General features: G+C 47.1%; 5 protein-coding genes. 1 reads left to right on the top strand and 4 read right to left on the bottom strand.

The window, feature by feature from the left end; all coding sequences use genetic code 11:
* The 4 genes from KWJ01_RS13520 to sdaAB all read right to left on the bottom strand — a co-directional run.
* Nucleotides 1-5,827 (bottom strand): non-ribosomal peptide synthetase (locus KWJ01_RS13520; protein WP_224997020.1); only part of this gene is annotated, 5,827 nt, incomplete at its 3' end.
* Between the two features lie 794 nt (nt 5,828-6,621).
* Nucleotides 6,622-7,992 (bottom strand): efflux RND transporter periplasmic adaptor subunit, encoded by a 1,371-nt coding sequence (locus tag KWJ01_RS13515; RefSeq protein ID WP_224997018.1) that lies wholly within the window; start codon nt 7,990-7,992, stop codon nt 6,622-6,624.
* 9 nt (nt 7,993-8,001) lie between these two features.
* A complete protein-coding gene (locus tag KWJ01_RS13510; RefSeq protein ID WP_224997016.1) occupies nt 8,002-9,465 on the bottom strand; it encodes a TolC family protein in 1,464 nt (487 codons plus the stop codon).
* Between the two features lie 3 nt (nt 9,466-9,468).
* Entirely contained in the window at nt 9,469-10,146 is a 678-nt protein-coding gene (gene sdaAB, locus KWJ01_RS13505; RefSeq protein ID WP_224997015.1) for an L-serine ammonia-lyase, iron-sulfur-dependent subunit beta, read from the bottom strand.
* Nucleotides 10,147-10,220: 74 nt separating this feature from the next.
* Between sdaAB and KWJ01_RS13500 the strand changes: the two genes are divergently transcribed.
* Nucleotides 10,221-11,036, top strand: a complete 816-nt coding sequence (locus KWJ01_RS13500; RefSeq protein ID WP_224997014.1) for an aminotransferase class IV — start codon at nt 10,221-10,223, stop codon at nt 11,034-11,036.
* Nucleotides 11,037-11,277: the final 241 nt, after the last annotated feature.

Genomic DNA, 11,277 nt, shown 5'->3' with positions numbered 1-11,277 from the left:
TGCACTGGCTTAGCACACTCTCTACCTCGCCCAGCTCTATCCTGTAGCCCCTGATCTTCACCTGGTCATCGATCCTGCCCAGGTACTCCAGCTCCCCATCCCCTCTCCACCTTACCAGGTCGCCTGTTTTGTACATCCTGGCGCCTGCATCAGAACAGAATGGATCCTGAACAAACTTCTCCCCAGTGAGCTCTGGCAGGTTCAGGTAGCCTCTTGCCACCTGAACTCCTCCAAGGCAGAGCTCCCCTGCCACACCCTGTGGCACCAGACTGCCTGCTTTGTCTACTACATAGGCCCTGGTGTTGCTGATGGGCCTGCCGATGGGTGGCAGGCCTGCTTCTTTTGCTGTCAGCTCATAAGCTGTGGCTACCACGGTGTTCTCTGTTGGCCCGTAGTGGTTCACCAGCTTCCAGCACAGATGTGCGGTAGATACCTGCCTAAGCTGGTCTCCGCCTGTCAACACCCATTGCAGCTCCAGATTCTGGGGCTGCTCCAGCTTTAGCAGCCCCTCCACCAGGGCTGTAGGGACAAAGCTGTGGGTGATGCCTCTGCGCTGGTAGAAATGGAGTAGCTCCTCTGCCTGCAGGCGCTGCTGGTCAGAGACTACATAAAGACCGGCTCCTGATAAAAGCACCGGCCATACTTCCCACACAGAGGCATCAAAGCCTACCCCTGCCATCATGGTAGATCTGCAACAGGGGCCAAGACCATAGGTCCTGATGTGCCAGCTGCACAGGTTCACCACCCCCCGGTGCTCTACCAGCACACCCTTGGGATTACCCGTAGATCCGGAGGTGTAAATAACATAGGCAAGATTAGCAGGATCTAGAGCTACAGCTGGTGTTGCTGCAGATTCCCTGCTGATCTCCTGCCACTGCTTGTCTAAAAGAATGGCTGTTGCTTTTGTTCCTGATGCTGTTTCTGTTTCCAGCAGCTCTTCATAAGCACTAGCGCTTAGCACCAGATGGGCTGCTGTGTCCTGGAGCATGTAGTGGATCCTTTGGCGGGGGTAAGAGGGATCTATGGGTACATACGCCCCTCCTGCTTTCAGCACCCCCAACTGGGCTACTACTAATTCCAGGCTCCTGTCCAGGCACAGGGGCACCAGTGTTTCTGCTGTAACCCCTCTTCTCTGAAGATAATGTGCCAGCTGGTTGCTGCGCTCATCCAGCTCCTTGTATGTTAAAGAGGCTGACAGATCTGCTACTGCCACAGCATCAGGAGTCTTTGCTGCCTGTGCTGAAAACAGCTCTACCAGCGTCTTGTCCTGTGGATAGGCTGCCGCTGTAGCGTTGTAGCCTTCGGTGAGCTGCTCTTTCTCCTGCTCTGTTACCAGCTCCAGCTGGGAAACTGATAGAAGTGGGTTCTGTAGCAGATGGGATAAGAGCAACTGGTAATGACCCAGCATTCGCTGTACAGTTTCAGCTGTGAAAAGGTCTTTGCTGAATTCTGCACTTATCTCTATTTCATCCTTATTAACTACTGCAGTAAAGCTTAGATCGAATTTGGCAGTGTGACTCTCTAAGGACTCGCGAGTGCAGCTAACATTCCCAAGCTGAATTAAGGGCTCTGCAGGGGTATTCTGCATAGAGAACATTACCTGGAACAAGGGGCTGCGACTCATATCCCTGATAACGCCCATTGCTTCTACCACCTTCTCAAAGGGTACATCCTGCTGCTCAAAGGCCTCCAGTGTAGTGGCTTTTACCTCCTGTAACAGGGAGTAGTAGTTCTGATCAGGTCTTATTTGTGTTCGTAGTGCCAGACTATTCACAAAAAAGCCAATCATCGCCTCTAATTCGGGTAGTCTGCGGCCCGCTATGGGACTGCCCACACATACATCTGTCTGACCACTGTAGCGATACAACAGCACCTTGAAGGCAGACAGCAGGCTCATAAACAAGGTAACCTCCTCCTTTTTGGAGAATAGCTCCAGCTCCTGAACCAATTTCCGGTCCAGCTTTAGTGAGACCATACCACCTGCATTGCTTTTTACTGCCGGACGGGCAAAGTCTGTAGGAAGCTCCAGTGCTTCAAGACCTTTCAGCTTTTGCTTCCAGTAAGTTAGCTGCTCTTCCTGCAAATCTTGCAGATGTTTGCGCTGCCACAGCGCATAGTCGCCATACTGAACAGCTAAAGGTGCCAGAGCAGCGGCCCCGGCGCTGCCTCCGGCTTTATAAAGGCGTACGAGTTCACGGGCCAGAACAGGAACAGACCAGCCATCTGAAGCTATGTGATGAAGCACTATCACCAGCAGGTTTTCCTGCTCCGAAAGTTCCACCAGCATGGCCCTTAGCATACAATCGTTGCTTAAGTTGAATGGCGCCTGAATATAAGATTGGATGAAACGCTCCAATGTATTTGCATCTGCGAAAGCACTGCCATCCCTGGTAGTTAACTGCCAGTCAATATCCAGCACCTGCTGGTATCCCTTTCCTTCTTCCTGCCGTATGACAGTGCGAAGCACCTCATGACGACTTATTATCTGGCGGAAAGCAGCAGAAAGCGCTTCTTTATTAAGATTGCCCCGGAGTCGGTAAACTGCAGGAAGGTGGTAATGAGTACTGCCCTGTAGCTGATCAATAAACCACAGGCGCTCCTGGGAGAAAGACAGTGGCAGCCTGCCAGTTCTGTTTGCAGGAACAATTGAGGGCAATACATTTCCCCTGCCTTTTAGCAGCAACTCCCCTGCCAGGCTGGCTATTGTAGGATGAGCGAAGATATCTTTCACCTGCAGTTCCAGCTGAAATCTGTTGCGAAGTATAGACAGCAGACGGGTTGCTAAGAGAGAATGCCCCCCCAGTTCAAAGAAATTATCCTCTACCCCAATGTGCCCGAGCCCAAGCAGTTCCTGCCAGATTGCTACCAGTTGCTCCTCTGTATCATTTCTGGGGGCTACGTAGCGGTTCCTAAGGTCTATACAGGCATCATCTTCCGGGAGCGCCCTTTTATCCACTTTTCCATTCCAGGTAAGGGGTATCTCTTTGATTTCTATGATCAGAGACGGAATCATATACTCCGGGAGCACCTGCTTCAGCTGGCTGATGATGTCGTCTCTGTCGAAAGCTTTTTCGGGTACTACATAGCCCAGTAAACGTTTGTTGCCGGATGCTTCAGTTTTTGCCAGAACAACAGACTCTTTTACACCCCTGCACTGGTTAAGTGCACCTTCCACTTCAGCAATTTCTATACGGTAACCTCTTATTTTAACCTGATCATCCAGACGGCCCAGGTACTCCAGGTTACCATCAGGAAGCCACCTTACCAGGTCGCCGGTTTTGTACAACCTTTCTTCTCTGTCTTTAGAAAATCTATTATCTACGAACTTTTCTGCAGTTAAATCAGGCCGGTTCAGGTAACCTCTTGCTACCTGAACCCCACCAATGCACAATTCTCCCGAAGCACCTTTTGGCACCAGCTTACCTTCGGAGTCTAACACATATACTCTTGTGTTGGCCACAGGCCTGCCAATTGGCACCAGCTTTTCATCCCCATAATTTTTGGAAGGCCAGGCATATTCTGTAGCTGTTATAGTGGTTTCAGTAGGACCATACTCGTTATAAAACTGTACAAAGTCTTCCCAGGTGGTAGCTAAACTTTCCGGACAGGCCTCTCCACCTGCTATTACTCTTTTCAGGCGCCTGTATCTGCCGGGTGTAAGCTGCTTTAAAAAGGATGGCGTTGCATGCAGATGTGTAATTTCCTGTTCGCTGATTAATTGCAGCAGCTTAGCTGAATCCAGCAGGGCCTCTTTAGGCAGTACTACCAGAGCTGCCCCATTGCAAAGGGCCAGGAATATTTGTTCTATAGAAGCATCAAAGGCATAGTTGGATAGCTGCAGTATCTTTTCATCTGCTCGTATACCAAATACTTTTGTCTGATGGTGGATCAGGTTTACCACACTACGATGCTCCACCAGTACTCCTTTGGGCTTACCGCTTGTACCGGAAGTATAAATTACGTAGGCAAGATTAGTGGGAGAAAGCTTATTGAGAGGCTTTTCTGTTGATTCTGCTGCTATCTTATGCCAGTCTTCATCCAGGAGCACCAACACCAGGTCTTTGGCTTCTGTAAAAAGCTCCCGGGTAGCAGTTGTGCAGAGCACCACCCTGGCAGCCGTATCCCGGAGCATGTAGTTGATTCTTTCTCCTGGATAAGCCGGATCTATGGGTACATAGGCCGCTCCTGCTTTAAGAATTCCTAATAACCCGATGATCATTTCTAAAGATCTGTCCACGCAGAGTGGCAACAGACTTTCTTCTTTGATGCCTTTCTGCTGCAGGTAATGAGCCAGCTGGTTAGCGCTGTTGTTTAGCTCCCTGTAAGTAAGCCGCTCCCCCCTGAACACTACTGCAGTAGCATCCGGATTTTGAAATAGCTGCTCTTCAAAAAGATCGATCAGTGTTCGATCTTCAGGAAAGGGAATTGCAGCAGGATTTGACAGCCCCAGCAGATATTGTTGCTCCTGTTCAGGTACGAGCTCAATATCTCCCAGACGCTTGTCTAGAGCATCCGGAAACTGTTCCAGTATAAAAAGTAAATGCTGCCCAATATGCTCTATTTCCTCTTCAGAAAAATAGGCCAGATGATAGTCAATCCTTAATTGTAAAGGCTGTTGTTTGCCATAGTCTCTCCACCAGAAGTGTAGCGGGTATTTCTCCGACTGGCTGGCCATATCAAAGGTTTTTGCATCAAGTCCTGCAAAAGAAACCTCAAAGTCCAGGAAAGCATAGTTAACAGCCACATCAAAAATCTGGCTCCTGCCGGTCGACATCAGCTTCAATTCTCTGTTAAGATGGCTGATGGGGTAACCCTGGTGGCGGTAATCGTTACGCTGCTGTAGCTTTACTACCTGTAAAAAATCTGCTAAACGCAGCTCGGGATCATAGAAACCTTTAAAGGGAACCATGCCGGCAAACATGCCCATGGTCTGCCTTTGAAATTTATTTCTTCGATTATGAACAGGAACTCCAAAAACGATCTCCTGCCTGTTTTCTGTGCGTGCAAAGTAAATACTTAAAGCAGCCAGTGTTAGCTGTTGCAGGCTAATGTTAATACCGGATTTGCTTACCAGTGAATTTATTAACTGCGCCTGGTGATCTGTGATCTCAATAACTTTTGTTTTACTCTGGATATCCTCTGAATGAGCCAGCCTGTACCTTTGTTTTAATAAAGGTTCAGGCAGTTCTTTAAACTGGCTCTTCCAGTAGAGGGCATCCTTCTGGTAGGATTCCGACCCTATATAATCATGTGCTTTTATTACTTCCTGCTCGTAGAAATGGTATTTCGGATGATCTGAAACCGCTCCAGCAGCCGCCAGCATAGAGTAGCTTTGGGCAATGTGCTGGCAGCAAATTGTAAAACCATATCCATCTGTGATAAGGTGATGGTAACGCCCATACAACCAATGTTCTTCATCGGATATTGTTAACAATGCATGTTCAAAGAGCTGGCCTTTTAAACTGAAAGTTTTGTTAAACTGAGACTGCATCCATTCCAGCGCGTCGACCTGCGGATTTGGGCTGCTGCTGAAATCAAGTTCCAGGGTTGTGAGCACTTCCCCTTTTTCCAGGAAAGTACAGCAGGGTTCATGGTCTGTAAAATCAAATCTAAGGCGTAATACATCAAAAGCTAAAGGCAGGCCCTCAAGCACTTCCCTTAATTTGGCTTTATTCAACTGCCCTTTTAGTACAATGTAGCCACCTAAGTTGTAGTGGGAGCTATTAATGTTTACAATCTGATCATAATATACCTCGTGTTGTGCAGGGTGTAAAGGTATTAAGGTTGAATGAGAGTTGGACCACTTTAAAAAATTGGCGCTTTCCATAAAAAAGACAGGGGTAAAGTTCCTTAGATAAAGGCATAAAAGGGCAGTACAAAATGCATAGAAGCAAATCGTACACTATTGATAAAAATCAGTAGTCAAAAGACTAAAAGTAAATGATGATGCTGATTAAATAATAAACAAAATATTATATTATTAATATTACATCTTGAAAATAACCTAATACTATTTTAACATGGTGATGCTCTATGTTAACAAAAAAATTACATGCAGCATGCTAAACTTAATGCAGCCGCTGCTTTCCTAACAAAAATGTTAAATGCTTGATAATTAATCGATCACAAGATCTAATGTAGGAACATTTAGCTAAAAGTTAAAATTTTTAACTAAAATTTATTATATATTAAATTGATAATAATCCTATTTGCCAACGGTATAGCAATAGATAAAAGTTTAACCAGAGTTTACTTATATAGTTTTAAAATAAGTTTATTTTGCACTACTTATTTTTTTAAATGATTAACCATTGAAAATGGATCTTTGCCTTGTGTGCTTCATGGTTATAAGCTGCCAAAGCCAATACACCTGGTGTTGTACCGGGCTTTGTTCGAAAGAACAAATATGCTAGTCCCGGTGGTAATGCAGAAATAAATCATGTTGCCTGTATCTTTTTTGGAAAATGACAAAGCTGCTGTACTGGCCCCAAATCTATGTTGCAACATTTATCACTAATCAACAGGGAACAGTGGACTGGGGCCCGAGCATAAAAAAAGGTTTACCTGTGTTGGTAAACCTTTTATAAATAGTGATAGGACAGATCTTAAGATGCAACTGATTTAATTCTTGGCCATTTCAGCATTCGCTTCTTCCTTTTTTGCTTCTCTTATTTGCTCTCCGTCATTCAGCCGCTTTGTTACAGCCACATAAGGACCCGCCACAACCTTCTGACCAGGTTCAAGGCCCTGAGTGATTTCTATGTATTCAAAATCACTGATACCAGTTTGTACAGCCACCTTCTGGGCCTTGCCATCATTTGCAAGAAACACCACCTCTGTTATTTCGGCTGATGTTTTTGGCAGGGTTTTAGGGTTGGCATCGGCATCATCCTCTCCACCTACCGTTTTTGGTGAACCTTCTTCCCGGGTAGTTACGGCAGCTAGCGGAACCGACAGCACATTGTCTCTTCTGTTGGTAATAATCTCAACACTGGCAGTCATGCCCGGACGAAAAGGAGCAGATTTTCTGCCAGTGTTTACCAAATCCTGGTAAGATGAATTCAAGATCCGTATTTTAACCTGAAATTCTGTTACTGCATCGGGGGTTAATTTGTTGTTAGCTGTGTTTGCGATAGCAGTTACAACCCCTTTGAACTTTTTATTCTGATAGGCATAGGCATCTACATCAATGATTGCAGTATCACCAATGCTTACCCTGATGATGTCATTTTCATTAACATCCACCTGAACCTCCATGCTGCCAAGGTCTGCAATGCGCAGCATTTCAGTACCTGCCATTTGTGAGGTTCCTACCACCCGCTCTCCTTTTTCCACATCCAGTTTGGAAACAATACCCCCCATTGGCGCAAAAACTGAGGTAAGGTTCAGGTTTTCCTGTGCCTCACTAACAGTTGCTCCGGCACTCTCTACCTGGTAGCGGGCTGCCTGAACATTCTGTTTTGCTGATACCAAATCCTGCTGTGCTACCCTGAAATTCAGACGGGCCTGCTCAAAATCAGCATCTGAAATTACGCCCTGCTTATGCAGTGTCTGGCTGCGCTCATACTGGCTCCTGGCCTGCTCCAGCTGCGATTCGGCCTGTGTAATACGGCTTTGTGCGGAAGCCAGATTTGCCTTGCGCTCATTAAAGTTTGCCTGTGTTCTGGACAAGGCTGACTGGAAGTTATCCGGACGGATCTTAAGCAAAAGCTGTCCAGGCCTGATAGAGTCGCCTTCCTCAACATAGAGTTCAGTGATTTCTCCCGGCACATCAGGACTTATTTTTACTTCGGTCTCGGGCTGTATCATGCCACTGGCTCCTACCTTCTCCACAATGGTACGGCGCCCTACTTCGGCAAGCTCTACTTCAACTCCCTCCGGAGTGCCTATGATGCCGGCCGCCCTGGCCACCATTACTAAGGCTACTATCAGAAGAAGTGCTCCACCTATATAGATGTAGGTTTTTCGGTTCGATTTTTTTCTAATTGCCATGATTATGGATTATTCTTGTGTCAATGGATTACCTAAATAAAAGTCGATTACTTTAAGACTGAACACATAGTTGTACTTGGCCTGTGCCAGCTCGGCACGTGCCCTATCAAGATTGTTTTTTGCAAAGGTAAAATCATAAGTACTGATAGAACCTACTTCTCTACGAATCTCAGCATTCCTGAATGCCAGCTCCAGCGACTCTACCTGTTTTTGCAGTGCAGCATAACGCTTAGCAGCTGCTCTTGCGTCGGCATAAGACTGTTCAATGCTGGAGCGAAGCTGATTTTTAATTCTCTCGAGTTCCAGATCAGCACTGCGTGACTGAATTCTGGCCAAACCAACCTGCCTGCGGGCCTGGTAATTATTGAAAACAGGAATATTGAGGTTTATACTTACACTTCCACGGCGGTTCAGGTCCAGCTGATCCCAGAATGGAATTTCATTTACAACTACCTGTGTATTGGGCTGACGTATGATAACAACCTGATCTGTTCCCTGAACATAGCCAGCCGGTGTTTCCAGAAAATCCGGCATGGTAATAACGTCTCTTTCTGTACCAATGCTGGAGTACTGTGTGGTGATGTTACCACTTAATGCAAGACTGGGCATAAGTGCACCTTTGGCAGCCTGCAGGCTGTACTGTGTGGCATCCTGGCGGTTATTAGCTGCTCTGATCTGGGGCTGATTTTCAAGTGCTACTGCATAGATCTCCTGTGGTGATGTAGTGGTAAGCTGAAGACCAGACATATCTATTTCAATAGGTTCCACCTCTACATTCTGACCTCCGGGAAGTTGCAGGGACTGTAACAGATTAAGCTTGGCCAGCTCAAGGTTATTCTCTGCATTTACCGCTGAAACCTCATCGGCGGCCAGCTGCGACTCTACATCATACAGGTTTGCCTGCGGCAGAGAGCCTGCCTCAACCTGAATGCGTGTGCGGTTTAGCTGCTCCTGCGAGGTATTTACCTGTAGGCGTGCTATTGCTGCCAGTTCCTGGGTGAGTAAAACCTGCAAATAAGCATCTGTTACCTGCAGGCCTACAATATTTCTGGCTTCTGCAGCATCCTGGCGCGCAGCCTCCAGCTCGGCATAGCGAGCCTTAATCTGGTTGTGAGCCTGAAAGCCTGCAAAAACATCTACTGAACTAAAAAAACTGAAACTATTATAGCGGATGGGATCAGTGGTATACTGGTTGGTAAAGGGGTCTACGGAACGGCCAAAATTATACCCATGGGTAGCCTGACCATTCAGAGTTGGCAGTCGGCCAAGCCTGGATTGCAGGTAATCGATCTCACTGGCTTGTACCTGCAGCTGGCTTTGCCGCACCTGTATGTTGTTCCGCCAGGCATATTCAACAGCTTCCTGCAGTGAAATACGGTCGCCCATAGCAGCTAGCTGTTGGTCCTGGATCTGCTGTGCGTGCACAACCAGACCAGAACATAGTAGTACAAGCAGTAGAAATTTGCGTTTCATATCTTAAAAATCTATATCCGGTATGTAAATCACTTCTGTTACCCAGTCGAGGTACTCCAGGTATTGTTTCACAATGGGCGCAATGCCAGAATCCATTTCTATTACCAGCAGGGCCAGATCGTTCCGGCCTTTGCGTGAAACCGTCATGGTAGCAATGTTGCAATTATCATTGGCAAGTACACTTGAGATAAAAGCGATGCTCCCCGGCACATCCCTGGCCGTGATGATGAGGGTATGCAGTGCAGCACTGAAATTAGCCGTGAAGCCATCAAGCTTTGCAATATTGATCACCCCTCCCCCCAGGCTTTCACCAACAACTTCCACCACACGTTCGCCCCTTTTCAGCTCCAGCTTTACAGTATTCGGGTGCAGGGTGGAGGCATTGCCAACCGAGCGAAAACTATATTTCAGCTCCTGCTCCTTTGCCAGGTCAAGGGCCTGCCGGATACGGACATCATCTGTTTTATAATCCAGCAAGCCAGCTAAAACTGCCCTGTCGCTGCCGTGGCCTTCATAGGTACGGGCAAAAGAATTGTAAAACGTTATCTTTGCTTCCTGGGGCTGTGCGCCTAAAATGCGCCTGGCTACCCGGCCTATACGAACCACGCCGGCTGTATGGCTGCTGCTGGGTCCGATCATGACCGGCCCGATCATATCAAATATGCTGCTTTTGTCAGACATTGTTCTCTTGTTACAATGGTAGACAAATTAGGGAAAGCTTTGTAGTAATTCTTTATAAATGGTTAATTTCTTATATGAATGCACTGCTGAACGGAACAAGTATCTCTGCTGAGCTTGCAGCAGCCCTACAAAACCGTGGTTTTCGCTTTGGTGATGGCTGCTTTGAAACCATGCTGGTTTACAATGGGGAGTGCCCACTACTAAGCCAGCATCATGCCAGAATCAGGAGAAGTTTATCCATACTGGACATACACTGGCCCGAAAGTACAGATCTGGAGGCCCAGATAAGGCAGCTTTGCCCTGGTAATACAGGTTGGCAACGGCTGCGCTTATGGATCTGGCGGAGCGGCGAAGGCCTTTACACCCCCGAAAGTAATGAAGCACAAAGCTTGCTGGCCGCATCACCAGCTACTGCACCCCGGTTACAGCAGAAGCAGCAAATCATGTTTTCTGAAGAGGTTACACTACTCCCCTCCCGCTGGTCTTTTATAAAAACGATCAGTGCCCTGCCCTATGTGATGGCCACCCAAGAAAAAAAGAAAAAAAAGGCTGAAGAGCTTATTTTGCTTAACCACCGGGGTGAAATAGCAGAAGCCACTGTTGCCAACCTGTTCTGGAAAAAGAGGAAGCGCTGGTACACCCCTGCCCTCGATAGTGGTTGTGTGGCCGGGGTAATGCGTGCATGGCTCATGCGCAAAATGATCGAAAAAGGTGAGCCTGTTTTTGAGGTGCTAGCCCAGCCCGACGAACTACTCAAAGTTGACAGGCTTGTATGCACCAATGTTACAGGCCTGCAGCCGGTACTTCAGCTGGGAGATAAGCAGTACGATGCTGATGTGGAAGAACTCTGGTCGCTCCTGCCGGACGAGTACCGTAATAATCCGGAGTAAATATTTACCTCTCCAAATCAAATAAATAAAACATTCATGATATAGCTATCACAAAGGAGCATGAAAAAGGTTTATCCATCAAGGATGAACCTTTTTTCATTATGGAGTCTCAAGTTTCATTTCCCCAGCTTATCGCCAGAGGATGTGGACTGGATGTTCACAAGAACCTCATTGTTGCCTCGGTTTCAGGAGAAGGCCTAGAAGAACAGACCAGAGAGTTTAGCGCCTTTACCGAAGACCT

It is taken from the genome of Cesiribacter sp. SM1 (assembly GCF_020178975.1).
Lineage (GTDB): Bacteria > Bacteroidota > Bacteroidia > Cytophagales > Cyclobacteriaceae > Cesiribacter.
The sequence above is the reverse complement of the archived record's forward strand: the minus strand, read 5'-3'. Positions and strand labels throughout refer to the sequence as shown.